Below are 23,995 nucleotides of genomic sequence, written 5' to 3' on the forward strand. Positions count from 1 at the left end.
ACTCTTGGCCGCTGAACTCCGCGCCCCGCTGTTCGTCCAGCAGGGCCGCTACGACGCGCTCGATCTGCGCACGATGATCGGCGGGACCCGGGGCGCCCACGTCGGCGTCGCCGGGCCCACCGCCCTGCTGGTCGAGAAGGTCGACAACCCCACCCCGCGCGTCAGCGTGGCGGCCGGCTCGGTGTGGCTGCCCGACGACGTGGCCGTCTCCCACAAGGGTGCGGTGCACTTCGCGAACCTTGACACCTCCGTGCAGCTCCAGTGCTCCACCCCGAAGCCCGGCGAGGCCGCGCGAACCGACCTGGTGGTGGCCTTCGCCGATCCGGACTCCGTTCCCGCCGGGCCGCTGCTGATGGACATCCGCACCACCGCGGACCAGTACATGCAGCCCGTCTCCTACGCCGCAGACGGCACCCCCTACGCCACCGCCACCTCCGGCGCGCAGGTGACCAAGGAGGGCGCCAAGGGCTGGTCCATCGCGGTGCTGGCCGAGTCCACCCCCGGGGCGAGGGACTGGCAGGTGCCGTCCAACTCGGTGCGCCTCGCGCTGGTGAGTATCGCGCAGACCGGAATCACCGGCATCGAGGACCAGCGCTTCGTCGTCGCCGGGCAGCTCGACACCACCCCGCTTCGCCACCTGCGCACGGCCGGCGCCCAGGGCATCGCCCAGGTTGCTGCCGGGGCTCCGGCGGGCTCTCTGGTCTACGACTCGGTCACCACCGCCCTGCACAAGGTCACCGGCCCCGGCACCACCGCCCCCGTGCTGCCCGGTGCGGTCCGCCTGGACGCCTCGTACCAGGCCGGGGACGGGGCGTGGGGCACGCTGGCGTGGCACCAGTTCACGGCCCCCGCCGCCCCCTACCCGCGCCTGGTCACCGTCTCGTTCGAGGTCAGCTATCGAGGCGACTTCGGCGAGGGCTGGATCACGCCCGTGGTCGCCGGACACGGCGAGCGCCGTCGCGCGGGCCGCCCGCAGTTCGTGAGGGCCGGCGACGCCCACGACGCCCGGGGCAGCGCCACCGTCCGAGTGCCGGCCGGGACCCCGCTCAACGTCTCCACCATGGTCTTCACCGACAACTCGGACAACAACAACGTCCGGCTCACCACCGCGTGGACGTCCTACGCCGAAGCCGTCGTCGTCCAGGCGGCCTGATGACGGACGACAACGGCTACCGCGTGATCCTCTCCGAGTTCAAGGGCGGCGCTCTGCTCGCCGAGCTGCCCGTCTCGGCCCTGAACTACCGCTCCATCCTCAACGCCCCCGGCTCCGCGAGCCTCACCGTGCCGCTGGCCGCCGAACCCCTCGCCGGACTCGACTGGTCACTGATCTCGCCGTGGCGGATCACCGCCCACGTCCAGCGCGGCTCCCGCGTCCTGTGGGGCGGCCCGCTGCTGACCTGGAACGTCGACCTGGCCGCCGAGGAGATGACGCTCGACTGCGTCGGCCTGTGGGAGTACTACCGCAGGAACACGATCAACCTCGGCTACTCCACCGGCACGGTGCCCCGCGAACAGACCACCATCGCACGCGAGTTGATCCAGCAATTCGCCGACAACCCCTCGCCGGTCGCCCCCGGCGAGTACGGCTACTGGGGCAGCAACGGCCCCGGCGCGCTCACCTTCGGCCCCGACCTGGACACCATGAAGCGCGAACGCACCTACGACTGGTTCGCGTGGAAGAGCGTCGGTGAGGCCGTCGAACAGCTCGGCGCGGTCATCAAGGGATTCGACTTCCGCCTCGACTTCGCCTGGGACCTGGACGCCCGCGTGATCCGCAACCACTTCCGCTTCCTCTACCCGGCCGGAGGCCAGGACACCGGCATCGTCCTGGAGCACGGGGCGAACTGCACCGTCACCAGCGTCACCAGCGACGGCGACCAGATGTGCACCGAGACCGGCGTCAACGGCGCGGGCGAAGGCTGGAGCCAGCTCAAAAGCTGGTGGTACAACGGCCAGCTCGAAACCGAGGGCGGCCGCCGCATCCCGCGCCTCGCGTCCATCGCTACGAACAACTCGGTCGTGCGGGTCGAGACCCTGACCGCGCAGGCCGAACGCATGATCGCCGTCGGCGCTTTCCCGATCGTCGTCCCCGAGGTCACCCTGCACCCGGGCGGCGAGTACTCCGCCGCCGAGCTGCGTGTCGGCCACAAGATCCGCGTGCGTGCCCGCACCGCGAAGTGGCCCGGCATCGACGCGGAGTACGTGATCCAGGAGATCAACACCAAGGTCACCCGGACCGGTGAGGAGACCACCCTCGCCCTCGTCCCCGTCACGATCTTCGAGCGCGTGGACGACTGGGTGAAGGGCGAACTGGAGGCCGCCGCGTGACCGCCTACGGCCGCCCCACCCTCGCCGACTCCTTCCAGGGCATCGACACCCGCCTGTCCGCGATGGAACGCACCGCCAGCGCGCTGGGCGCGGTCCTGCCCATGACCCCCTACCGCCCCGGCCTGGACGTCGCCACCACCTGGCGCGCCGCTGCCACCATCCCCACCGCAGGCATCGCCCACCCCGTCCTACGCCTGGACTGCCGCGTCTCCAGCCGCACCGGCGCGAACGTCTGGCTGCGGCTGTTCGACGTCGACCGGGCCCGCGCGGTCACCGCGGAGTGGCAGTACACCGGCGGCGCGCTCAACAACGGCTGGGTCCGCCTGGACTGGGTGCTGCCGATGGGCGGAGGCCAGCCCGGCGAGTGGCAGCGCGTCCTCCTCCAGACCCGCACCGACACCGAAGGCGGAGGCACTGTCGACCCCGGCGTCGCCATGGCCCTCCCGTTCAACCAGGCCCCCGGCGCGACCGAAGCCGGCACCTGGACCCCCGTCCCCATCCCACCCGGCTACGCCTGAGCCACAGCTGCAACCCGCGCAGCGGCCCCGCCCGAACTCCCGGGCGGGGCTTCCCTGTTGAAAGGACCGCCTATCTCCCGCGAAGCAGTGATCACCGAGGCCCTGAAGTGGGCCGACCAGAACTACCGGGGCGGCCTCTCCCCGAACGGGCGCTACTACGACACCCCCTTCGGCCGCTGGTACGGGCTGAACCACGAGCCCTTCTGCGACATGTTCGTCTCCTGGTGCGCCGACAAGGGCGGCGAGGCCACAGCCGTCGGCAAGTTCGCCTACTGCCCCAGCCACGTCCAGGCGTTCCGCAACAAGAGCCAGTGGTTCGGCCGCGACGCCGCGTTCAAGCGCGGCGACATCGTCTTCTTCTCCTGGGACGGCGGCCCGACCGCCGACCACGTCGGCATCGTCCTGGAGGACTCCGCCCCGGGGCAGCAGGTCAAGACCGTCGAAGGCAACACCGCCCGCAGCTCCGGCGCGGGCCAGGGCTCCGGCGGCTGCGTCGTGCGCAAGACCCGCCCCCGCTCGGTCGTGCTCGGCGTCGGCCGCCCCGCCTACTCCACCAGCGGCAGCACCGGCACCACCGCCCCGTCGACCGGCCAAGCCGTCACCATCGACGGCAAGCTCTACGGCCCCGGCGCACGCGGCGAGCACATCACCACCATGGGCCGCGCCCTGGTGCGCGCGGGCTGCTCCCGCTACAGCCAGGGCCCCGGCCCGGTGTGGGGCGGCGCGGACACCGAGAGCTTCCGCGCCTGGCAGCTCAAGCTCGGCGACGGCGGCGCGGACGCTGACGGCATCCCCGGCCCGAGGCAGCTCGCCCGACTCCTCGCCGAGTTCGGCCCGGTCACCGAACCGCTGCCGACCGTCCCGCCCCGGCCGGCCACCCGCACGATCACCGTGCGCCGGGGCATGACCCTGGGCGGCATCGCCGTCGCCGTGGGTACCACCGTGGCCGGTCTGCTCTCCCTCAACCCCCAGATCGAGAACCCGGACCGGATCACCGAGGGCCAGCAGCTCACTGTCCCCGCCGCGTCGGCCTCGCCGACCACTGCCCCGGCGGCCTCCGCATCGGAGCCGAGCGAGACCCAGGCCCCCGTCGAGCCCGGGCCGGCCGAGACGCCGCAGCCCGCTCCGAGCCCGGACCCGCTGCCCACCCCGGCCCCGGGCGCGACCACCCACACCGTCGCCCCCGGCGACACCCTGTCCGCCATCGCCGTCCGCTACGGCGTCGGCCTGGACGCCGTGGTCAACGCCAACCCGCAGCTCGGCGACCCCGACCGGATCGAGGCCGGCCAGGTCGTCAGCCTGCCCACCGCGACCGCAACGGCCACCGCCCCGCCGCTCCACACCGTCACGGCGGGCGACACCCTGTGGGACGTCGCCGCGTGCTACCGGGTCACCCTGGAAGCCCTGGTCGCCGCCAACGCGGCCACCGTCGCGAACCCGGACCTGATCTACCCCGGCCAGGACATCGTGATCCCCGACGGCTCCGCCCCCGTCCCGCGCCCGGCCTCACCGAAGACCCCGGCCGTGAAGGCGCCCAAGGCCGAGTCGAAGGCCGAGCCGGCGGCCCCGTCCCCGGCTGCCGAGGAAGCTCCGGCCGCGTCGAGCACCGGCTACTCGGACGACCTGGCCGGGTGGATCGAACAGGCCCGGGACATCCTGCGCGCGAACGGCGACCTGGTCCCCAGCGCGGCGGCCATCGAGCACCGCGCCATGGTCGAGTCCGGCGGCAACCCGCTCGCCGAGAACCACTGGGATTCGAACGAGGCCCGATACGGCGGCACGTTCGGCCTCCTCCAGACCATCCGCCCGACCTTCGACACCTACTCGTTGCCCGGCCACCGCAACATCCTCAACCCCGTCGACTCGATCATCGCCGGAGTCCGCTACGCCAACGCGACCTACGGCTCGTTCGAGGCGATCGCCTGGAACGTAGGGGGGTACTGATCACTACCGACGAACATCTCGGCGGGGTACACATCGGTCCCCGTGAGATCTACGACACCCTGGTCGAGGTCCGAGAAGACGTCCGCTCGCTCGCCCAGAGCAGCGACGCCGTCGACCAGACCCTCCGCGACCACGAAGACCGCGTCCGCGCCCTGGAGCGCTGGCGCTACGGCGTCGTCGCCTCCGGACTCGCCGGAGGCACCGCACTGATCACCGACGTCGTCGCACGCCTGAAGGGCTGAGCACCATCGAAGACCTGAAGAGCTGGATCACCGAGAACCCCGTGAAGGCGCGGTCGGCCGTGGCCGCAGCGCTCACTGCGCTCGGCACCGTCGTGCCCGCGCTCGCCGGGATCGAGACCAACGAAGGCGTCGTCGGCCTGCTGCTGATCATCGTCACGATGGCCGCCGGCCACTCCGCGGGCAAGCACGTCGTGACCACCGCGACCGACGCCGCCAACTCCGAGGCCGCCCGCGCCGAAGCGCTCGCCGAGTGCTGCTCGTGCCCCCACGCGGACCCCGCTCCCGTCGCCCCACCGCAGGACGACGGCATGAAGAGCAAGCGGTGAACCCCGGGCCCCGGCTCGTCTTCGGACGGGCTGGGGCCATTTCCTCGTTCCGGGGAAGGGCGTGGTGGAATGGACGCCGGGTTCCGTTGGTTGCACAACGGTCCCCGTCCCGAGTCGAGAGGAACCCATGCCCCCGAAGAAGCCGACCGCGCCCGCCTGGCTGGAGTTCCCTGGCGCGCAGGAGATCATGGACCGGGCGGTGCCACTCGTAGGCCCCGCGCGCGAGAGCCGTGACTTCGGCCCGCTCGCCGAGGTGGTGTTCGAGACAGCTCTGCTGTTCACCAACGCCGAGGGCCGCCCGGATCTTCGCCGTGAGAGCTACGCCGCACGACAGTGGATGTCCACCCTTCTGGACACCGCCGGAGTGAAGGCCCCGCCAATGTCCTCTCCCGAGGTCCGCGCGGCAGTCAAGAAGGACCGCGACAGCGTCCTCCAGGGCGTCCGGGGTGCGCTCTCCCCTGTGCGCGTCCAATACGTCCTCTCTCTCGGGCCGGAAGGCCTCGCACGCCAGTTCCCGGGGCTGATGTCCTCCGACGAGGTCTTCGAGTACTACAAGATCATCCCGAAGGCGCAGCGGGAGGTTCGGATCGATCGGTACAACCGCCGGACGTCCCTCCAGAAGCTCGGTGCGCTGCTGTCTGACGAGGCGCCGGCCATCGCGCCGGCCGATGGTCCGGACGTGATCCATGCACTCCACCGGCTCGCCACGGCGCTGACCGGTGCTCTGTTCGACGGCGCGGATGCCGGGGAAAAGGACCGGCTCCGCCAGGAACTCAACGAGACGCGGGCTGCCCTGCTCGCGTTGGAGCAGGTTCTGAGCTGACCGCCCGCCGTCGAGGCCCCGTCTTCCCGTCGGCGGTTTCTAGGGGTCGTTGCAACACGTGGTCGTGTTGATCAGGCTGCGATGAGTTTATGCAGGCGCTCGGCTGGGGTTTCCCAGCCGAGCGTTTTGCGTGGGCGGCGGTTGAGCTGGTCGGCGACGAACACGAGGTGTTCGGGGCTGTGGAGGGCGAGGTCGGTGCCCTTGGGGAAGTACTGGCGGAGCAGGCCGTTGGTGTTCTCGTTGCTGCCGCGTTGCCAGGGGCTGGCCGGGTCGCAGAAGTAGACCGGGATGTCGGTGGCGAGGGTGAAGTCGACGTGTCGGGCCATCTCGGCGCCCTGGTCCCAGGTCAGCGACCGCTTCAGGTGGGCGGGCAGGGTCTGGACGGTCTCGACGAGGGCGTCGCGCACGTGCTCGGCGGTGCGGCCGTTCGGCAGGTGCAGGAGCATGACGTAGCGGGTGTGGCGTTCGACCAGGGTGCCGATGGCGGAGGCGTTGTCCTTGCCGATGATCAGGTCGCCTTCCCAGTGGCCGGGCACGGCCCGGTCGTCCACCTCGGCGGGGCGCTCGCTGATCATGACCATCGGGTCGGAGAAGCGGGGCCGGCGGCAGTCGGCCTGGCGTTGGGGCTTGCGGCGGGCGCGTCCGCTTCGCAAGGCGCCGGCCAGTTCACGTCGGAGTTCTCCGCGGCCTTGGACGTAAAGGGCCTGGTAGACGGTTTCGTGGACCACGTGCATCTCCGGACGGTCGGGAAAGGTTCTGCGCAGGACCTGGCAGATCTGCTCCGGGCTCCACCGCTCGTCCAGGCCCGCCTGGATCGCGTCCCGCAGCTCGGGGTTCTGGCTGATCTTCCCGGGTTTCGGGCGGGGCCGGCGGTCGTCGGCGCGCGCCTGGGCCGCGAACGGACGGTACTGGCCGTTCTCGGGATGGCGGTTGCGGCGGATCTCCCGGCTGACCGTGGACGGGCTGCGGCCCAGCTCGGCGGCGATCGCCCGGACCGTGGCCTTCTCCCGCAGCCGGTCGGCGATGTAGACGCGGTCGTCCTCGCGCAGGTAGCGGGACACGCCACAAGGCGGCAGCACCGGTCTGACCGGTGCTGCCGCCTTGGAACGGCCGGAAGGGTTCCGGCCGTTACGCCATCGCTTTCCCGTGCGGAGGTTGATACCGACCGCACGGGCGGCTTCCGCGTAGCTCACACCCTGCTTCACGAGCTGGAAGTATGCCTCCCGCTCACGCGTGAGCCGCCTGGCTCCCTGGGCCACCGTCCGGCCCTTGCGAATCTCGAAGGTCATTGCACTCCCCAGCTGGGGTGTTGCAACGATCCCTAGAACTCAAGGTCTTCGGGAGGGCGGGGCCTTTTCGCGTTCCCGCACCGTGTTAACCACCCCTGCTCAACCTCGGTGACCACGGAGAAAGGAAGCACGGATGCACGGTGTAGCCCTGATCGGCCGGGCGCGGTCCGGGAAGGACACGGCGGCCGGCGTGCTGGCCGAGTACGGGTTCGTCCGGCTCGCGCTGGCCGACCCGTTGAAGGTGATGGCGTACCACATCGACCCGATGGTGGGCACCGAGCTGCTGGGCGTGGACGCCGCGGCACCGCTGTATCTGGCCGACGCGGTGGACCGCTACGGCTGGGAACGGGTGAAGGACGAGTTCCCGCAGGCCCGCCGCTTCTTGCAGCGCCTCGGGACCGAGGGCGTCCGCCGACACGTCGCCGAGGACTTCTGGATCACCCGGTGCGTGAAGGCCGCCGCCGCGTCGCAGCGGCCGGTCGTCGTCACCGACGTGCGCTTCGACAACGAGGTGGCCGTCCTGCGGGAGGCGGGCTTCACGGTCTGGTTCATCGACCGGGGCGCCCCCGACGGCGACCACCCCAGCGAACAGCTCGGCCCTGAGCACGCCGACCAGGTGATCGCCAACACCGGCTCCCTCGCCGACTTCCACACCCGAATCCGCGAAGCCCTGGAGGCCACCACATGACCCTGCGCGACCGCTACGACGCGATCGACCGTACCGCAACCGCCATCGAGAACGTCGTCTTCGTCTACACCCCCGTTCCGGACGTGCTGACCGAGGACGAGCGCGAGGCCGACGAGCAGGCTGCGAACGCCCGCGTCCGGGCAGAGGTGTCCGCGTTCTTGGAGACCCTGCCCTCGCTCGCCGCCGCAGCCTGACCGCCGCCCGCCCTTCGGCCCGCCCCCGCCGGGGGCGGGCCTTTCCCATGCCCCGCCACAGAGAAGAGAGCCCATGTCCGAAGGCGTCCGCACGATCCACCAGAAGGGCTCGCGTTACTACGTCCACCCCGAGTCGGGCGACCTCGCCCCCTCGGTGACGAGCATCCTGAACATGGAGGCCAAGCCCTTCCTCCAGACCTGGGCGGCCGGCATGGCCGCCGAGGCCGCGGTGACCGACCTGGAGGTGGTCCAGCGCATCGCCAGCAGGGACCGGCAGGCCGCCGTCGACTTCCTCAAGTTCGCGGCGAAGAGGTACACCAAGCTGCGCGCCGACGTCGGCTCTCTGGTTCACGACTACTTCGAGCTGCGCCTGCGCGGTGAAGAGGTGCCCTACCCGCACCACGACGTCGAGCCGTACGTCCCGCACATCGAGGCATGGCTCGACCGCTACCAGCCCGAGCTGCTGTTCGCGGAGGACGTGGCCTGGTCGCGCGAGCACGAGTACGCCGGGTCGTTCGACTTCATGGTGAAGATCAACGGCAAGACGGTCCTGGGCGACCTGAAGACCGCCAAGTCGGTCTACACCTCCGTGGCCGCGCAGCTCGCGGCCTATGCCCACGCGGACGACCTGATCACCGTGGACCGCAAGATCCAGCCGTTCCCGAAGGTCGACGCCGGAGCGGTGCTGCACATCACCCCGGCCCGCGCCGAGTTCCGCCCGGTCAAGATCGACCGCGACGTCTTCGACCGGTTCCTCACCCTGCGCCGCCGCTTCACCGACGACCGCGCCTCGGACGCCGGGATCATCGGCCGCGTCGCCTGGGCCAACGAAGCCGGCCGCCAGACCGGCACCGCCCGCCGCGCCGCCTGACCCGGGTTGTTAACCACCCCGCTTCAACCCCCATGAGCACGGAGAGCGGGACGGTGTTAACCGCCCCGGCTCACCTCTCGTGAACCCGGGGGCCGACCGACCGGCGGTCCCGCCTCCCGACAGAACGGATGCCCTTGAGCGACGCACTCGACAACATCTTCAACAGCGACCCCGAGCTGGCCGAGCGCGCGGAGCGCGCCGAGGCGAACTCCCGCCCGGACCTGGCCGGCGTCTTCCGCAACTACGAGGCGGCCCCCGACGGCGGCTTCCCGATCGCCCAGCACCAGTGGATGGTGACCACCGCACTGCCGGCCACCGCCGAGGCCGTGGCCGAGCTGCTGGGCGGCGAGCCGTACGAGCGGGACACCGAGGCAGAGGACGCCATGGCGGTCAAGACGAACGCCGACCGGGTGGAGGCCGTCATCGACGGCCCCGAGGCCGTGAAGCTGGACTTCAAGCAGTGGGTGAACGGCAAGCTGGCGCACCACTGCGACACCCGTGTCTTCCTGTCGCCGCCGGAGGACGTCGGCGTGCCGTGCCGCTGCCCCGGCACCATCGCCGAGCTGAAGGACCGCGCGAAGGCGGAGCGGGGCCCCAAGCCCAGCATCGAGATCGACTTCACGCTGCCCCACGCCATGGAGCTGGGCCGCTTCCGCTACAAGTCCTCGGGCTGGTCGATGATCGCCGACCTGCCCGCGCTGAAGGGCGCGCTGGCCCGCTCGGGCGGCCCGTCGCTGGTCCACCTGATCAACGAGCGCGTCCAGTACGTGAGCAAGGCGGGCCGGGACGTGGACTACCAGAAGCTCACCGCCAAGGTGATCAAGCCCTACGAGCTGGCGCTCACCGACACCCCGGCCATGGCCATCGAGGAGGAGCCGCCGTTCTAACCGGCGCTCCACCCAGCACCACCAGCGGGACCGGTCCTTCGGGGCCGGTCCCGCCCCTGTTTTCCCTGGAGAGAGAAACCCATGTACCCCTGCACCGCCACCACCGCGGTCCTGCCGCCCGCCGACCACCACCGCCACCGCATGCCGTGGGAACTCTCGGAGACACGCCGTCTTGGCGACCTGTGCGCCCAGGGCGTGCGCTGGAGCGAGATCGCCCGGCTGCTGGGCCGCACCGAGGCCGCGGTGAAGGCCCAGGCGAAGAAGTCCGTCGCCGCCGAGATCCGCCCGGCCGCCGCGATCACGCTGATGGCGGACATGCCCCCCGCCCGTATGCGTCGGGACGAGCTGCTGAAGCAGCGGGAGCGCACCGGCCTGACCTTCGAGCAGCTGGCCGCGCGCGCCGGAATCCTCTCCGGCCCCGGCATCCTCTACGTCGTCGCGGCGGGCAGGAACCAGCTGGCATCGCGCTACACCAACGCGATTCGCGACCTGCCCGACGCCCGACGCCCCGCCCGGGTACCGGCCCCCGCACCGGCCGTGACACAGCTCGCCCCGGGCTTCGTGAACGTCGCCGTGCCGGAGCACATAGCTGCCGCGATCCAGGTGATCGTCCACGCGATGGGAGCCCACCCGTGAGCACGTGGGAGAAGGACGCCGAACTGTTCGGCAAGGCAGGAAACAAGGCGTTCCTCGCGATGCTCGCCGCACGATGCGTGGAATCCGGAACCGGGCAAGGGGCCCGCGGACCTCGGCCAGAAATGGCCAAGGTCAGCGCCCGAGAATTCGCCAAGGCCGCAGGCAAGGTACACACCACGGTCGCCAAATACCTCTCGACGTGGGACCTGCTCGCCGAGGCGGGGCACGTCCCGCCGCGCGAGGAGCTGGCCCCGGGCGTGGACGTGGATCTTCCGGCCGCGAAGACGTGGACGGAGTTCTACCGCAAGGCGAACCCGCCGAAGCCGAAGGCCGGGAAGCCGGGCGACATCACGCTGGAGCAGGCCGAGGCCGAACTGGCCGCCGACCCCACGGTGCGGCTGCTGCCGGTGCCGCAGGGTCGGCACGTCGGCACCTTCCTCATGAGGATGTTCGACGCCACGGCGGACATCGGTGACCGCGTCCCCGATCCCGTCGCGGACGCGGTGACGCGCCTGGTCGAGTCGCTGGAGTCCCTGAGCAACCCCGACGAGACGAACCACGCCTACTTGCGGAGCATGGCCGCCGTCACCGATCTGGCGGCGGCCCTGGGCACCGCGCGATGAGAAAGGCCCCCGTGCACCACCCCACCCCCACCGGGCCGGTTCCGGCCCGCCTCGTCAACCCCCTTCCGGATGTCGACCGGGCGCAGGAGATCATGCGCATGGCGTTCCGTGAGTCGCCCCGGCCGCCGTCGGCCGGCACCCGCAACTCGCAGGCGAAGCTCACCGAGCGCAAGGTCTACGCGATCCGGCGCGCGGCCGACCTGGGCGCCGGCCTCGCCGCGCTCGCGGAGGCGTTCGGCATCTCCGAGCGCGCCTGCCGCCACATCGCGCGGCGGACCTCCTGGGCGCATCTGCCCGAGGAGGGGACGGCCCGTTGACCGACTACTCCACCCCGCTGTGGAAGGTCCCGCCCGAGCAGCGGCGGGCCTTCCTGCACGGCCGGGCACGTGCGCTCGCCGCCGACGGCGCGTCCGCCGCCCGGGTGCTGCGGGCCTCCGACTCGGCCCACGTCGCCGACTTCCGCGAACCCCGTGACCAGGAGGACATGTGACCTACCGCATCGGTCCGGGCATCGCCCCGGCGATCGGCGACCTCTACACGGCCGGGCCCGGCGACACGATCGTGTTCCTGCACGACGCCCGCCAGCGCCCCGACTGGCTGCGCTACTGGCAGGCCGCGGCGGTCGCCGTCTTCCGGGGCGCGGCCCTGACGGTGGTGAGCGCTTAGTGCCCAACCGCGCGAAGGCGAAGGGCACCGCCTGGGAATCCGCGGTGGCCGACTACCTGAACGAACAGCTCGGCCAGTACCGGCCGGACTGGAAGGACGGCGACCGCTCCGTTCGCTGGAAGGACCCGTTGGACCCGGACAACGTCCGCCGCAACGTCCAGGAGGGCGCGGCGGACATCGGCGACCTGAACGTCCGCCCGTTCTGTGGCGAGAACAAGGCCGAGAAGTCATACGACCTCGCCGCCTACGTCCGCCAGGCCGAGGCCGAGGCGAAGAACGCCGGCCTGCCCTTCGGGGTCGCCTACGTGAAGCGGCCCCGGGCCCGGACCGAGGACGGGTACGCCGTCACGTCCATCCGCACGCACGCGGCGATCGTCAAGGCCCTGCGGGAGGCCGGTTACTAGAGAGAGGAGAGGGCTGTGCGGATGTCGGCGATCCTGGACCGCCTGGAGGAGTGGCGGGACTACCAGCCCGGTGAGTGGGTCGCCCGCTGCCCGGCCCACGACGACGGGAAGCCGTCGCTGTGGCTCAACCTGAAGACGTCCGGCATGGTGGGCCTGGCCTGCCGTGCCGGGTGTCGTTTCGAGGACATCGTCGCCGGGATGGACCTGCTGCCGAGGCAGCTGTTCAACGTGGACGGCGAGGGCTTGGTCGCCGTCGCCGAGGCCCGGCCGGAGCCGGTCTCGCCGTTCCTGACAGCGGCGCTGCGGGTGTGGCTGGACAGCCTGCCTGCCGGTGACGCCGCCACCCCGGCTGCGGCCTACGCGCAGAAACGTTTCGGCCTCTCCCTGGTCGAACAGAACCGGCTGGGCCTCCGCTGGTGGCTCGGCCCGCAACCATGCCCCGACTGGGTCCCGACCTCGTTCGTCCGGTATCCCCGCCTCGTCGTGCCCATGCACGACTTCGCCGGGGTGGCCAGGGGCGCGCAGGGCCGGGACCTCTCGGGGCGCTGCCCCGGCCGGTGGATCTCCCTCGGGAACCCAGACGGCTTCGAGTGGCAGCGCTACGGGGTGTTCCCGGGCCCGGACCCGGCCGCGCCGTGGGTGGTCGCCGAGGGCTTGTCGGACCCGCTGGCGGTCGTCGCCGACGGCTACAACGCGGTGGGGGTGCGCGGGGCCGCGCTGCTCAACAACGACCCCGCGACGCTGGACAGCCTAGCCAGAGGGCTGGCCGGCCGGGATGTGCGGGTGTGCGGCGACAACGACCGCTCCGGCCGGGAGTTCACCCGGACCATCCTCGCGGCCCTCCACGAACGAGATGTGCACGCCCGGCAGTTGACGCTGCCCGAGGGCTTCAAGGACTACGCAGTATGGAGAGAGAAGCGATGACGGCCTACGCCATCGACAGCCTGACCACCCTGTACGAGCCGGACCGGCCCGCGTTGACGCTGCCGCCGGCCGAGGCGGTGGCGGCCTACCGTGAGGCGGCGTCCCGCTACGGGGCCTCGGACATTGTCAACGCCCACGCCCTGGTGCAGTACACGAAGGGCGGCATCAAGTACGCGGACGGCGTGGGCTTCCATGTGTGGTCGGGGACGCACTGGGTGCGCAACGAGGTGCTGGTGCGCCAGGCCGCCCACGACCTCGGGGCGGCGATGGTGGAGACGCTGGCGAGGGAGAAGGCGGTCATCCGCGAGGCCCTGGCGCTGAAGCTCGCCGGGGACGCGCTGGAGGCGGAGTACGAGAAGCAGGTCGCGGCCCTGCCGCTGGCCAAGGCCGCGCGCGGCTTCACGATGGCGAGAAGGATCGATGACCTGATGCGCGAGCTGGCGTCGGTGCGCGGGGTCCACTGCGAAGTAGACGACTTCGACAACCGGCCGCACCTGCTGTCGTTCGCCAACGGGACGGTGGACCTGCGCACCGGCGGGCTCCAGCCGCACGATCCGGCGGACATGCTGACCAAGTCCCTGCCGTGGAACTACAACCGGTTGGCGAAGGCCAAGCGGTGGCTGCGGTTCCTGGACGAGGTGTTCCCCACCGAGCCGTCGATGCCCGCCTACATCCGCCGCCTGTGTGGGTACGGCATCACGGGCAGCACCGCGGAGCAGGCGTTCGCCGTGCTGGTCGGGATCGGCGCGAACGGCAAGAGCGTGTTCCTGGACACGCTCTCGCACGTCTTCGGCGACCTGTCGGAGACGACGCGCTTCGAGACCTTTGAGGACCGGGGTTCCAGCATCCCGGCCGACCTGGCCGCGCTGCGCGGGGCCCGGATGGTGATGGCCAGCGAGGGCGAGGCGGGCAAGCCAATGTCGGAGTCGGTGCTGAAGCGGGCGACCGGCAGCGACCGGCTGACCGCACGGTTCATGCGGGAGAACTTCTTCACCTACCAGCCCACCTTCCTCCTGTGGCTCGCGTCGAACCACACCCCGGCCTTCCGCTCGCAGGACGAAGGCTTGTGGAGGCGTGTGAAGTTGGTCCGCTTCGACCGGTACTTCGCGCCGGAGGAGAGGGACCACGGCATCTTCGCCGAGCTGCGCGAGGAGGCCGAGGGCATCGCCGCGTGGGCGGTCGCCGGAGCGGTGGAGTGGTACGCGGACGGCTTGAAGGAGCCCGACTGCATCAAGACGGCGACCAGCGCGTTCAAGGAGAACTCGGACGCGCTGGCGGAGTTCCTGACGGACGTCCTGGTGAAGACGGGCGACGACCGGAGCCACGTTCCCAGCCAGGACGCGTACAACGCCTACCGCGACTGGTGCGAGGCCCAGGGCGAGAAGGCGTGGACCCGCCGCGGATTCGTCTCCGCGCTGGACGAGCGCGGTATCCGCCAGCACCGCATGACCAAGGGCCGCGTGCTGCTCGGCGTCCGCTTCGCGGCCGAGCCGGTGCCCGCCGGGCCGGGGGTCTTCGACACCACCAACGACTAGGAAGAGAGCACATGCGGGTACACCCGTACCGGCTGGCCCAAGAGCCAGTCGAGATCAAGGTCGCCGAGAACGGTGACGACCTGCGGGAGTTCCGCACCTGGTGGACCGGCCACGCGAACGCCGGCACCCTGATCGGCTTCGACACCGAGACCACCGGCCTGGCCTGGACGGACCGAATACGGCTCGTCCAGTTCGGCGACACCCACACGGCGTGGGTGCTGCCCGTCGAACTCGGCGGCCCGTTCCGCGAGGCCGCACGCGAGGCGCTGGCGAACCTGCCGAACCTCGTCGCCCACAACCTTGCCTTCGACGCCCTGAAGGTCGACTCCGAGCTGGGCGTCCGGCTCGAAGACCTCTACCCGCGTGCCCAGGACTCCCGGGTGGCCGCCCATCTCCTGGACAGCCGCCACGACTTCGAGGGCGGGGTGGGCCTGTCCCTCAAGCCGCTGTCGGCCTGGTACGTCGACCCGGCCGCGCCGGACACGCAGGGCGACCTGACCCGGGTGTTCAACAGCATGGGCCTGACGAAGGAGAACGGCTGGGCAGGCATCGGCCTCTCGCACCACGTCTACGAGCTGTACGCCGGCCTCGACGCCCTGCTCGTCGCCCGGCTGCTGCCCAAGCTGCTGGCCCGGTACAAGGCCGAGGGCCTGCGCTCCGCGCTGCTGCCCTACGAGCACCGGCTCGCCCTGGTGTGCGCCAAGCTCCAGCGCACCGGGATGCTGATCGACCCCGAGTACACCAAGGGGCTGGTCGGCCGCCTCGCGGACGAGAAGAAGCGGCACTCCGCAGTGGCGGCACGCTTCGGCGTGGCCTCGGTGAACAGCCCCGACCAGGTGGCCGCCGCGCTGCTCGGCATGGGCGAGCGGCTGACGGAGAAGACCGACAGCGGGGCGCTGTCGGTGGCGAAGGAGGTGCTGCTGCCGCTGGCGGATCTCGACCAGGACTGGAAGCGGCTGGGGATGCGCGAGCCCAATGCGCTGGCGGACGCTGTGCTGCGGGCGAAGAGGGCCGGGAAGTGGTCCACCTCCTACGCCGAGGCGATGCTGAACAATCGCGACGCCTTCGACCGCATCCACCCCAAGATCAACCCCATGGGGGCGATCACCGCCCGCGCCTCCCACTCCGACCCCGCCATGGCCCAGCTTCCCTCCCACGGCTGGGAGGTACGCCGCTGCGTCGTCGCCGAGCCGGGGAACGTCTACTTCTCCGTCGACCAGCAGGCCGTCGAACTGCGGGTGTTGGCCGCGTTGTCCGGGGAGTCCCGGATGATCCGGGCCATCGCCGCGGGCAAGGACCTGCACGGGTTTGCCGCCGAGATGATGTACGGCGAGGGCTTCGACAAGGGGCAGCGCACACTGGCGAAGATCGCCGGACTTGGCACCGCCTACCAGGGTGGTGCGGCGACGCTGGCCAAGCAGACCGGCCAGGACGTCCAGGTCATGCGGGACACGCTCCAGCGCTACGGCCGGGCGTTCCCCGGGATCAAGCGGTGGGCGCGGAAGATGCAGCGCGTCGCACTGGCGGAGGGCTGCACGCTGACCACCGTCACCGGCCGGCGGCTCTACCTGGACCGCGACAAGCTGTACAAGGGCGTGGCGTACGCCTGCCAGTCCACGGCCCGGGACACGATGGGGCAGGCGCTGATCAGGATGGACGAGCAGGGCCTGACCCCCTACCTGACCATGTGGGTGCACGACGAGGTCGTGGGCACTGCCCCGAAGAAGGAGGCCGCGGACGTCGCCCGCGCGTGCGCGGAGGCCATGAGAATGACGCTGCTCGGGGTGCCGCTGGACACCGACGCCGAGGTCTACGGGCCGAGCTGGGCCGACGGCTACGGCCTGCCGAAGGAGTGGGCCTATGCGGCGTGAAGTCCGTACTCCCGAGAGCGAGTTCACCCAGTTCTGTGAGGTGTGCGACGACGAGCAGCCGCTCGCCCGGTTCGGCCGGCGCAAGCGGGCCCCGAACGGCAGGGCGAACGTCTGCCGCGCCTGCGTGAAGGCCGCGAACCACAAGGCCAACAAGGACCCGCAGGTGATCCGCAAACGGCGCGACGCCCGACTGCGCAGGGTCTATGGCATCACCCTGGCCGAGTACGAGGGGATGGGCCGTCGCCAGCGGTGGCGGTGCGCGATCTGCGGCCAGAAGGCCGCCGTCGGGGACCGCCTGGTGGTCGACCACGACCACCACAAGCCGAAGGGCGAGGCCGTGCGGAGGCTGCTGTGCCGGGGCGAGAACTCGGCCCTGGGCCACTTCGGCGACTCCTCCGCCCGCCTCGACAAGGGCGCCCGGTACCTCCGCGAGCACGGGAAGTGAGACCCGGCTCACATTACCATTACTTTACGTAGTGTTGCCTGGTTATTTACATGATCGGGACTTTCGGCCTAGACCAAAGGCCCCAAGATTCACGTTGCTGGCGAAGTCGCCCAGCCTCTACTGTCTGCACGCAAAGTTATGCATATGGGTACATCCCTCAGAGGGCAGGAGTGGTGATGGCGGGCCGATACGGCACCACCCTCGTGGGCGTCCGCCGCCTCCTGGCCCGCATGGCCCGCATCCGCCGCCGCTTCGCGGAAACCGCCACCGCCCGGACCCTCCGGGACTTCTGGCGGGCAGTCGGCATCGCCAACGCGGACATGCTGCACCTCGGCCCACTGTCCTGCCAGGTCCCCCTGCGCCAGATCGAGCAAGTGGAGCTGCGCGCGTTAGCTTCCCTGCATACCCATAGGGCCGTGAGCCCAGAGGCGGGCCGGGCTCGCTTCAGGCGGGCCCTGCACCTCCTCATCACCCGTTGCATGGCGCTGTTCACGCGCCACCTCGCCCTCTCGAACCCTGCGGCCCTTCGCCGCAGTGCTCCGGGAGTCTGAATACCGGCCTGACCTGACGTCAGGCACTTCCAGGCCCCTGCCCTTCGGCTGACCCGAACCGGCAGGGGCTTCTCCATGCCCCAGTGCGGCCTGAGTGCCGGCCGCTGGCTTTGCCATGCCCTTTTGCGGTCCGCCGCACGGCGATACCGCACGCCCATCTTCATGTTCTGTACATGCCAAGGAATCTTCATGTCCACGCCCTGCATCACCCCTGCCCTGATCCGTCAGGCACAGACCCCCAAGCCCCTGCCCGCCCTCACCGGCATGGGCAGGCTCGACCGGGGCCGGGTGGCCACCGAGGAGATCCTGAACGGACTTGAGGGCATCGCCCGGTCCGTATCCCGCAAGCGGGCCCAGCAGATGGAAGGCGACAGCCACCAGGCCGCCCAGGACATCGCCCAGGAGATGCGGGTGAGCTTCTGGCGCGCCATCCACGCCTGGGACACCGACGCCGACAACCGCGCCGAGTTCACTTCCTACGCCTTCCAACGGGCCAAGCTCGACGGCCGCTCGGCCGCCACCCGCGAGACCGCCCCCGGCGTGGCGCGCGACGCCGCCGCAGCGTTCATGGGAGCCCTCGCCCGCACCGACGGCGACTTCACCGCCGCGAAGGAAGAGATGACCGGTCACCCGGACCCCAAGCGCCGCTTCTCCCCGGAGCAGGCCGACATCGTCGCCGCCGCCTTCACCCGCCCCCTGCCGATCGTCAGCGTCGCGGACAGCGCGCTCGAAGCCTCCACTGCACAGGACCCGGACCACCTGGTCGAGTACACCCCGCTCGGCACCGCCCCCCGCACCGCCCGCCTGCACCTGGCCGCCAAGGACGGACAGCCGGTCGTCGCCGCCGCGACCACCGCCGGTTGGTGCACCGGCCTCCAGCCGTCCCTGGCCTTCAACCCGCTCGCCATCAGCCGGGACGCGGTGCGGTGCAAGGGGGTTCGCGTCACCGGGGCCAAGTGCGGCAAGCAGGCCAGCGGGGCGATCATCGACTACGCCGCCGACGCCGAGACCAGCGCCCGCTTCACCGCCGCCGCCCAGGTCAAGGCGGCCGAGTTGCTGGCCGGCATGTCGCCGACCGAGGCCGCCGTCGCACGTCTCGCCTTCGGCTTCGACGGCAACCCGCCGATGCTCACCGACGCGGGGAAGCTCGACGCCACCGGCATAGCAGAAGCCCTCGGCACCACACCTGGCAGCGTCAAGGCCACCTGGTCCCGCGCCCGCAAGAAGCTCCGGGCCACCGCGTGAGCCGCACTGTTAACCACCCCGGCTCAAGCCTTCCGAACCCCACGGAAAGGCCCTCGTGATGAAGAACCCGGTCGGCACCTTCTCCCTGCGCGGCGGCGCGACCCTGCACGTCACCCCCGACGACGGCGACGGCTACAGCCTGGAGATCACCCACGACGGCCAGAGCGTCCGCTACGACGGCGGGCACTCCGCCCGCGAAGTCCAGGCGTTCCTGGCCCTGTTCACCTAGAAGACGGAGAGAGACCCCGATGACAACCGCAACCGAGACCGTACGCCCGGACGAGCAGCGCTTCCCCTGTAAGTACGACGGCCCCCGGGACTACGCCCGCACCCACGTAGACGGCGAAGGCGACATCGGCCTACTCGTCCACTGCGGCGAGACCACCGCCTCCATCTACCTGAACCCGGAGGTCGCCGAATCGCTGGGCAACACCCTGGTCCAGTCGGCCACGCAGTCCCGCACGATCGCCCAGGAGATCGCGCGCGTCCGCCAGGAGGAAGCCCAGGCCGCCCTGCGCCTCGGCGAACTGGAGGCCGCCCGCCAGGCCGAGGAGGCCCGCCAGGCGGGACTGCCCTACCTCGCGGCCGGCGGCTCCACCTCGCCCGCCGCCCTCCCGCAGCCGGTCCTGGCCGACATGCTCACCGCCCCTCAGTCGGCCGTCCCTGAGATACCGGCGTACCCGCCGACCTTCGCGGACGTGATGCTGCCGCAGCCCGGCACCGAAGAGCGCGAGCGCGCGTTCCTGCGCGCCTCCGAACTCCTCGGACCGGACGCCGGGGTCGCCTCCAAAATCGCCATGGCCAACTACCTCCTCAAGGGAGCGGCATGACCCTCCCCGTGATCCACGCCGTCGTCCACCAGGCTGCCCGCGCCTACGAAGCCCGCACCCCCGCAGGCGAACGCGTCATCGTCATCGAGACCGAGCACACCCTGCCCGGCCAGATCACCCGATCAGTCCTCCCCCTTCCGGAGCACGTAGCGCTCGACCTCGCCACCGACATCGAGTCCGTCGGGTGGTGACACCTACCCGACCCACGCCAAGGCCCCCGGCCGGCACTGTTCGCACAGTGCTGACCGGGGGCCTTTTGTGCGTTTCAGGACTCGCCCGCCCCGGGCTTCTCGTCCTTCTCCTTCTTTGGCGGCTTCCACCCGCGTGGCTTCGCCCACTCGATGACGATCCGCTGCGGTGTCACGCGCTGGCCGGAGTAGTCGGCTTTCCGGATGAAGACCTTGTCGATGGCCAGCCGCAAGAGCTGACCTCGGAAGGTGTCGTCAGAGGAGTCCCACAGCTCCGCGCAGCGGTCGGGGTCGGTGAGGACGGAGACGTCGCCGGTCGGCTGAGCCACCTTCTCCCATTCCTTCTGCGCCGTCTCCACATCGGACACTGACGCCCGCCGTTGCTTGACGAACGTGGTCTCGCCGTCGCGACCGGGATAGGCTCCAGCGGCGTTCAAGCGGTCGAGCCGGGCGACCGCCTCCTGGGCGACCTTGAGCTGGCCCCGAGCATCGGCCTCAGCCTTGCTCTCTGTCGGGTGAGAGAGCGCAACCCAGCGCTCACCTACAGCCAGCATGGTCGGGTCCAGCGGGTCCTCCGCTGCCAGGCGCTTCTTCCATGCGGCGAGCACGACGCGCAGCACGCCATCGCGTGTAGCGGTGCACGGTTCCTCGCAGGGAATCCCCGCGAGGTTTGCGGCGCACCGGAAGGCATTCCCGTTAGACGTTGCACGGTGCCCCGTCTTCTCGACAAAGCCACCCCCAGCGCACCAGGTGAGGCCGGCGACGGGGTTGTTCTCGGCAGGAGCCTGGTCCTCTGCCCGATCAGTGCCGAAGCCCGCTGGCCGCTCGACTCCGGCGGCTGTCCGGCGGTGCTTATCCCAGACTGCCTGCGGGATGCCGTCGAAGCCCTTGGCGAAGACCCGCACCTTCTTCCCCCTGGCGTTGAGGTAGACCACGGGCGCACCCTTGACGGTCACCACTTGCCAGCCCAGGTAGACAGGATTCCGGAGGATCTTGCCAACAGTGGTCGCCCGCCAGGGCCCGCCGCGAGGTGCGGTGAACCCGTCTGCGGTCAGCCCGGCCGCGATCTTCCGCTGCGACTTCCCTTGGGCCGCCTCGTTGTGGATGCGCTCAACGACCGGCCACCACTTGTCGCCCTTGAGCTTCCGCTTCTTTGTGACCTTGAGCCCGTACGGCACGGTGGCGAGCCACTTGCCCGCGTCGCGCTGTTCGGCCTTGGTGTCCCGTACCTTCTCGGACAGGACGCGGCTGTATTCACGGTCGCGCTCGGCGTCTTCAATGATCCGGCGACGGTCCTCGGGACGCTCGGTGTCGAGGCCGTTGATATCGAAGACCAGCCGCTTGCCGGGGCTGTCCAGGATCTTCAGCACGTCGCCCGCGCCCTTGCGGCTGTACCGCGAGGAGTCGTAGGCCCAGAGGCAGTGCGATTCACCTTCGAGCAGCGCGTGAACCGCATCATCGAAGTCCGGCCGCTTCACGCCCGGCTTGTAGGCGGACAGGTTCTCGCGGTAGATCCGGCGGATCGTGTAGCCGTTGCGCTTACCCCAGGCGCGGCCCCGGGTCTCCTGGGACTTCAGGGACAGGATGTCGCGGGCTGCCGTCCCTCGGACGATCTGCGACTTCCGCAGGAGAAGGTCCAGGTAGCGGACCTGATCGTCTGCCGTGCGCGCCATGCTCTCACTCTCCGGTCAGCGGCGCGCACCCGCACCCGGGGAGGTGGCAGTCTGGTTACGCGCTCTGGAGGGCGTAAGCGTCCAGCTTGTTGTAGAGCCCGATGCCGCGGCCCTCCTGCCGCAGGTAGAGCAGGTACCCGCCGGCCTCGCTGATCCGCTCCACCGACTCGCGCAGCTGCGGCCCGCAGTCGCAGCGGTCCGAGCCGAAGACGTCGCCGGTCAGGCACTCGGAGTGCAGCCGCACCAGGGGCGTGCCACCTTCGGGGACCGTGCCGAGCGCGAGCGCCAGGTGCTCGGCGCCGTCGGTGAGGCCGTGGAAGGTGGAGACCTCCGCGTCGGCGCGGTAGCCGTCGGGGAAGGTCAGCGGGATGCGCACACGCGAGCGCACCGTGGCGGCGCCGGGCTGCGGCATGGGTGGGCCTCCGTGGATCGGGGGTGGGCCGGGCCGGTTCGGCGCGGACCGGGGCGGACGCGGTCGGACCCGAACGGGTCGTGGTGCATCGGAGGTCGACCGTACTAGGTAGTTCCAATTTGAACAACTAGGGGCCGCCGGGGCCCGGCTCGACCACCGGGGCGCACAACACCCCATCAGCCCCGGCTGTTCCCACCAGGGCTTCCAGCATGTGGATGGTGCGGGACCCGCGGTGTGGACACTGCGAGACTGGCGCCGTTTCCTGGGCACGTCCCTCAGGCCCGTCGGGACACTGCGCACGCCCATCGACGACCACGGAAGGGTCCTGAAGATGTCGACGACCCCTGCCACCCCCCACGCCTCCGCCCCCGGCTCCTTCGAAGCCGAGCAGCGCGCGATAGAGGCGCTCTACGCGGACGTGGTCCGCCGCAACCGGGGCGAGGACGAGTTCCACCAGGCCGTCCACGAGGTGCTGGAGACCCTGGCGCCGGTGCTCGCCCACCGCCCCGAACTCCTCGACGCCCGGATCATCGAGCGGATCTGCGAGCCCGAGCGGCAGCTCATGTTCCGGGTGCCGTGGACGGACGACTCCGGTGACATCCACGTCAACCGCGGCTTCCGGGTGGAGTTCAGCAGCGCCCTCGGCCCGTACAAGGGCGGGCTGCGCTTCCACCCCTCGGTGAACCTCGGGATCGTCAAGTTCCTCGGTTTCGAGCAGATCTTCAAGAACGCGCTCACCGGCCTGCCCATCGGCGGCGGCAAGGGCGGCTCCGACTTCGACCCCAAGGGCCGTTCGGACGCCGAGATCATGCGGTTCTGTCAGTCCTTCATGACCGAGCTGTACCGCCACCTCGGCGAGTACACGGACGTGCCGGCCGGGGACATCGGCGTCGGCGGCCGGGAGATCGGCTACCTCTTCGGCCAGTACAAGCGGATCACCAACCGGTACGAGAGCGGCGTGCTCACCGGGAAGGGCCTCGGCTGGGGCGGCGCGCAGGTCCGTACCGAGGCCACCGGCTACGGCTGCGTCATGTTCACCTCCGAGATGCTGCACAGCCGCGGCGAGAGCCTGGACGGGCGCCGGGTGGTCGTCTCCGGCTCCGGCAACGTCGCCGTCTACGCCATCGAGAAGGCGCAGCAGCTCGGCGCGACCGTGCTCACCTGCTCCGACTCCTCCGGCTACGTGGTGGACGAGAAGGGCATCGACCTCGACCTGCTCAAGGAGGTCAAGGAGGTCCGGCGCGGCCGGGTCTCCGACTACGCCCGACTGCGCGGCGGCCACGTCCGGTTCGTCGAGGGCCCGGGCGTGTGGGGCGTGCCCTGTGACGTCGCGCTGCCCTGCGCCACCCAGAACGAGCTGGTCGAGGCCGACGCGCTGGCGCTGGTGCGCAACGGGGTGCTGGCCGTCGCCGAGGGCGCGAACATGCCCACCACCCCGGAGGCGGTGCGGGTGTTCCAGGAGGCCGGGGTGGCCTTCGGTCCGGGCAAGGCGGCGAACGCGGGCGGCGTCGCGACCAGCGCCCTGGAGATGCAGCAGAACGCCTCGCGCGACTCCTGGACCTTCGAGCACACCGAGGAGCGGCTGGCCGGGATCATGAAGCACGTCCACGACTCCTGCTTCACCACCGCCGAGCGCTACGGCCACCCGGGCAACTACGTGGTCGGCGCGAACATCGCCGGCTTCGAGCTGGTCGCGGACGCGATGCTGGCCCAGGGCCTGATCTGAGCCGCTGACGGCCGTCACCCGGCGATCGGTCAGGCACCAGGCACCAGGCACCAGGCACCCGGCGATCGGAGCCCGGCACCCGACCGGAGCGGGCACCGATTGTCGGGTGCGGCAGGGTGGGTCCTTCCTACGGTGAAGGTCAGTAAGGGAAGGACG

The 23,995-nt window shown here is 70.8% G+C and carries 28 protein-coding genes and 1 pseudogene; 26 read left to right on the forward strand and 3 right to left on the reverse strand.

The features are described from left to right. Positions 1-4: 4 nt before the first annotated feature. From ACWDCZ_RS04005 to ACWDCZ_RS04030, 6 genes are all read left to right on the forward strand, one after another. Positions 5-1,153 (forward strand): hypothetical protein, encoded by a 1,149-nt coding sequence (locus tag ACWDCZ_RS04005; protein ID WP_387969544.1) that lies wholly within the window; start codon positions 5-7, stop codon positions 1,151-1,153. After that, positions 1,153-2,328 carry a hypothetical protein gene (locus tag ACWDCZ_RS04010; RefSeq protein WP_387969546.1) on the forward strand — a complete coding sequence of 392 codons (1,176 nt, stop codon included), beginning with the start codon at positions 1,153-1,155 and terminating at the stop codon, positions 2,326-2,328. Before ACWDCZ_RS04005 ends, ACWDCZ_RS04010 begins: the two co-directional genes overlap by 1 nt. Then, the gene (locus ACWDCZ_RS04015; protein WP_387969549.1) at positions 2,325-2,846 is read left to right on the forward strand and encodes a hypothetical protein; all 522 of its coding nucleotides are present in this window, start codon (positions 2,325-2,327) and stop codon (positions 2,844-2,846) included. The genes ACWDCZ_RS04010 and ACWDCZ_RS04015 overlap by 4 nt, the downstream gene beginning before the upstream one ends. 87 nt (positions 2,847-2,933) lie before the next feature. Next, complete coding sequence (locus ACWDCZ_RS04020) at positions 2,934-4,790, forward strand: LysM peptidoglycan-binding domain-containing protein (protein ID WP_387969551.1); 1,857 nt, start codon at positions 2,934-2,936, stop codon at positions 4,788-4,790. A gap of 301 nt (positions 4,791-5,091) precedes the next feature. Then, complete coding sequence (locus ACWDCZ_RS04025) at positions 5,092-5,358, forward strand: hypothetical protein (protein WP_387969554.1); 267 nt, start codon at positions 5,092-5,094, stop codon at positions 5,356-5,358. A 127-nt stretch (positions 5,359-5,485) separates the two neighbouring features. Next, positions 5,486-6,181, forward strand: a complete 696-nt coding sequence (locus ACWDCZ_RS04030) for a hypothetical protein (protein WP_387969557.1) — start codon at positions 5,486-5,488, stop codon at positions 6,179-6,181. A 71-nt stretch (positions 6,182-6,252) separates the two neighbouring features. Here the strand turns inward: ACWDCZ_RS04030 and ACWDCZ_RS04035 are convergent, their stop codons facing one another. Further along, positions 6,253-7,470: an IS30 family transposase gene (locus tag ACWDCZ_RS04035; RefSeq protein ID WP_449815142.1), complete on the reverse strand. Its 1,218-nt coding sequence runs from the start codon at positions 7,468-7,470 to the stop codon at positions 6,253-6,255. Positions 7,471-7,603: 133 nt separating this feature from the next. Between ACWDCZ_RS04035 and ACWDCZ_RS04040 the strand changes: the two genes are divergently transcribed. The 19 genes from ACWDCZ_RS04040 (at position 7,604) to ACWDCZ_RS04130 (ending at position 20,031) form a co-directional block, all read left to right on the forward strand. Beyond that, entirely contained in the window at positions 7,604-8,158 is a 555-nt protein-coding gene (locus tag ACWDCZ_RS04040) for a deoxynucleotide monophosphate kinase family protein (protein WP_387969560.1), read from the forward strand. Next, entirely contained in the window at positions 8,155-8,352 is a 198-nt protein-coding gene (locus tag ACWDCZ_RS04045; RefSeq protein ID WP_387969563.1) for a hypothetical protein, read from the forward strand. The genes ACWDCZ_RS04040 and ACWDCZ_RS04045 overlap by 4 nt, the downstream gene beginning before the upstream one ends. A gap of 73 nt (positions 8,353-8,425) precedes the next feature. After that, positions 8,426-9,223, forward strand: coding sequence for a hypothetical protein (locus ACWDCZ_RS04050; protein WP_387969566.1), 798 nt, complete (start codon positions 8,426-8,428; stop codon positions 9,221-9,223). Positions 9,224-9,357: 134 nt separating this feature from the next. Then, positions 9,358-10,110, forward strand: coding sequence for a recombination directionality factor (locus ACWDCZ_RS04055; protein WP_387969569.1), 753 nt, complete (start codon positions 9,358-9,360; stop codon positions 10,108-10,110). Positions 10,111-10,191: 81 nt separating this feature from the next. Continuing rightward, positions 10,192-10,746: a hypothetical protein gene (locus ACWDCZ_RS04060; protein WP_387969572.1), complete on the forward strand. Its 555-nt coding sequence runs from the start codon at positions 10,192-10,194 to the stop codon at positions 10,744-10,746. Beyond that, the gene (locus ACWDCZ_RS04065; protein ID WP_387969575.1) at positions 10,743-11,369 is read left to right on the forward strand and encodes a hypothetical protein; all 627 of its coding nucleotides are present in this window, start codon (positions 10,743-10,745) and stop codon (positions 11,367-11,369) included. Before ACWDCZ_RS04060 ends, ACWDCZ_RS04065 begins: the two co-directional genes overlap by 4 nt. Before the next feature lie 98 nt (positions 11,370-11,467). Next, positions 11,468-11,686 (forward strand): hypothetical protein, encoded by a 219-nt coding sequence (locus ACWDCZ_RS04070; RefSeq protein WP_387969578.1) that lies wholly within the window; start codon positions 11,468-11,470, stop codon positions 11,684-11,686. Beyond that, the gene (locus ACWDCZ_RS04075) at positions 11,683-11,859 is read left to right on the forward strand and encodes a hypothetical protein (RefSeq protein ID WP_387969581.1); all 177 of its coding nucleotides are present in this window, start codon (positions 11,683-11,685) and stop codon (positions 11,857-11,859) included. The genes ACWDCZ_RS04070 and ACWDCZ_RS04075 overlap by 4 nt, the downstream gene beginning before the upstream one ends. Then, positions 11,856-12,035 (forward strand): hypothetical protein, encoded by a 180-nt coding sequence (locus tag ACWDCZ_RS04080; RefSeq protein WP_387969584.1) that lies wholly within the window; start codon positions 11,856-11,858, stop codon positions 12,033-12,035. Before ACWDCZ_RS04075 ends, ACWDCZ_RS04080 begins: the two co-directional genes overlap by 4 nt. After that, entirely contained in the window at positions 12,035-12,439 is a 405-nt protein-coding gene (locus ACWDCZ_RS04085; protein ID WP_387969587.1) for a hypothetical protein, read from the forward strand. The genes ACWDCZ_RS04080 and ACWDCZ_RS04085 overlap by 1 nt, the downstream gene beginning before the upstream one ends. A 21-nt stretch (positions 12,440-12,460) precedes the next feature. Next, on the forward strand, positions 12,461-13,363 hold the full coding sequence (locus ACWDCZ_RS04090) for a toprim domain-containing protein (protein ID WP_387969590.1): 903 nt from the start codon (positions 12,461-12,463) through the stop codon (positions 13,361-13,363). Next, complete coding sequence (locus ACWDCZ_RS04095) at positions 13,360-14,898, forward strand: DNA primase family protein (RefSeq protein WP_449815143.1); 1,539 nt, start codon at positions 13,360-13,362, stop codon at positions 14,896-14,898. Before ACWDCZ_RS04090 ends, ACWDCZ_RS04095 begins: the two co-directional genes overlap by 4 nt. Positions 14,899-14,909: 11 nt before the next feature. Further along, entirely contained in the window at positions 14,910-16,769 is a 1,860-nt protein-coding gene (locus ACWDCZ_RS04100) for a DNA polymerase (RefSeq protein WP_387969596.1), read from the forward strand. Further along, positions 16,759-17,214: an endonuclease domain-containing protein gene (locus tag ACWDCZ_RS04105; RefSeq protein ID WP_387969599.1), complete on the forward strand. Its 456-nt coding sequence runs from the start codon at positions 16,759-16,761 to the stop codon at positions 17,212-17,214. The genes ACWDCZ_RS04100 and ACWDCZ_RS04105 overlap by 11 nt, the downstream gene beginning before the upstream one ends. A gap of 176 nt (positions 17,215-17,390) precedes the next feature. After that, entirely contained in the window at positions 17,391-17,765 is a 375-nt protein-coding gene (locus ACWDCZ_RS04110; protein WP_387969601.1) for a hypothetical protein, read from the forward strand. 189 nt (positions 17,766-17,954) lie between these two features. Next, the gene (locus ACWDCZ_RS04115; RefSeq protein WP_387969604.1) at positions 17,955-19,010 is read left to right on the forward strand and encodes a hypothetical protein; all 1,056 of its coding nucleotides are present in this window, start codon (positions 17,955-17,957) and stop codon (positions 19,008-19,010) included. A gap of 55 nt (positions 19,011-19,065) precedes the next feature. Continuing rightward, positions 19,066-19,239, forward strand: coding sequence for a hypothetical protein (locus ACWDCZ_RS04120; protein WP_387969607.1), 174 nt, complete (start codon positions 19,066-19,068; stop codon positions 19,237-19,239). 19 nt (positions 19,240-19,258) lie between these two features. After that, entirely contained in the window at positions 19,259-19,840 is a 582-nt protein-coding gene (locus ACWDCZ_RS04125) for a hypothetical protein (protein WP_387969610.1), read from the forward strand. Then, positions 19,837-20,031 carry a hypothetical protein gene (locus ACWDCZ_RS04130; protein ID WP_387969613.1) on the forward strand — a complete coding sequence of 65 codons (195 nt, stop codon included), beginning with the start codon at positions 19,837-19,839 and terminating at the stop codon, positions 20,029-20,031. Before ACWDCZ_RS04125 ends, ACWDCZ_RS04130 begins: the two co-directional genes overlap by 4 nt. A 74-nt stretch (positions 20,032-20,105) precedes the next feature. Here the strand turns inward: ACWDCZ_RS04130 and ACWDCZ_RS04135 are convergent, their stop codons facing one another. Then, positions 20,106-21,701 (reverse strand): recombinase family protein, encoded by a 1,596-nt coding sequence (locus tag ACWDCZ_RS04135; protein ID WP_387969616.1) that lies wholly within the window; start codon positions 21,699-21,701, stop codon positions 20,106-20,108. 64 nt (positions 21,702-21,765) lie between these two features. Next, positions 21,766-22,113 (reverse strand): annotated as a pseudogene (locus ACWDCZ_RS04140) (GTP cyclohydrolase); the annotation flags it as partial. A 331-nt stretch (positions 22,114-22,444) separates the two neighbouring features. Between ACWDCZ_RS04140 and gdhA the strand changes: the two are divergent. After that, a complete protein-coding gene (gene gdhA, locus ACWDCZ_RS04145; protein ID WP_449815144.1) occupies positions 22,445-23,839 on the forward strand; it encodes an NADP-specific glutamate dehydrogenase in 1,395 nt (464 codons plus the stop codon). Positions 23,840-23,995: the final 156 nt, after the last annotated feature.

Source organism: Kitasatospora sp. NPDC001225 (assembly GCF_053597855.1).